A 1,362-nucleotide genomic window follows, 5' to 3' on the forward strand; every position below is an offset into this window, starting at 1 on the left:
TCCTCAAGCAACTGGCCAGTGTGGTGGGCGTACACCTGACCGATAACAACCTGATCCGCTTTCTGCCGCAGTTACTGGAGCAATTAGCGCACTGGAATTGGCCGGCGGCACTGGTGGCAGCGGCAGCATTGGCGGTGTTATGGCTGTGCGCGCGAATCCCGCGCCTGCCGGGCGGCTTGCTGGTGGTGGTCCTGGGGATTGTTGCCGGGCAGTACCTGGGCTTGCAGGCCCATGGCGTGGCCTTGATCGGCATGATTGATCTGCGCCTGGAGCTGGGGCACTTTCCCGTGCTGCCGTTCGCGGATTGGTTGCGCCTGGGCGAGTTGGCGTTTGCCTTGGTCATGATCCTGTATGCGGAGTCCTACGGCTCTATCAGTTCGTTCGCACTTAAACATGGCGACCGGGTGTCATCCAATCGCGATCTGTTGGCGCTGGGCGCGGCGAACCTGGTGTCCGGGTTGTTCCACGGCATGCCCGCCGGCGCGGGCTATTCGGCGACGTCGGCGAATGAGGCTGCCGGCGCCGGTTCGCGCCTGGCGGGCATCGTTGCGGCGCTGGTGGTGCTGGTGATCGTGTTGACGGTGCTGCCGTATGTGGCGTTAACGCCGGAGCCGGTGCTCGCAGCCATCGTCATCTATGCGCTGGGCCGTGGCTTGAGCCTGCAACCCCTGGGCCGTTACTTCCTGTGGCGCCGCGACCGGTTGCTGGTGATCTGCGCTGTGGCGGCAGTGCTTGTGCTGGGCGTGCTGGATGGCTTGCTGGTGGCGGTGGCGATCAGCGTAGTGTTGATGCTGCGCCAGATGTCTTCGGCGGATATTCAAGTGCTGGGGCGCCTGGGCGACAGTCATGACTTTGTTGACCGACAACACCATGCGGATGCGGTGCAGGTGCCTGGCTTGCTGATTGTGCGGCCCAGTGAGGCGCTGTTTTTCGCCAATGCCGAACGCATCCTGGGCGCGGCGTTGCGCTTGATGCGTCAGTCGCCGGTCGAGGCGGTGGTGTTGAGCCTGGAAGAATCGCCCGACCTTGACGGCACCAGTATCGAGGCGCTGGCGGCGTTTTTTGCGCAGGTGCACGGGGAGGGCAAGCGGCTGGTACTGGCGCGGGTGCGGCATGCGGCGATGGAAGTGCTGCAAGCCTTGCCCGAAGCCGTTGCGCCACAGGTTTTGCTGAGTGCCTTGAGTGTTGATGGTGCAGTGCAGTTGGCGTTGCACGCCAGGTCTTGAGTGCCAATGATCAAAAAATGTGGGAGCTGGCTTGCCTGCGATGGCGGGTTGTTGGTGGTGTACATATCCGTTGCTGCGGTAACGGCTGCCTATGGTTCCGCTCTTACAGCGGGTCGCTTTTGTAAAGACACAAAAG

Annotated in this window: 1 protein-coding gene; it reads left to right on the top strand. The window is 62.6% G+C overall.

From position 1 onward, the window contains the following. On the top strand, positions 1–1,226 hold a 1,226-nt coding region (locus FEM54_RS32595), incomplete at its 5' end, for a SulP family inorganic anion transporter (protein WP_138454286.1). Between the last annotated feature and the right edge of the window lie 136 nt (positions 1,227–1,362).

The organism is Pseudomonas edaphica (assembly GCF_005863185.1).
Taxonomy (GTDB): Bacteria; Pseudomonadota; Gammaproteobacteria; order Pseudomonadales; family Pseudomonadaceae; genus Aquipseudomonas; species Aquipseudomonas edaphica.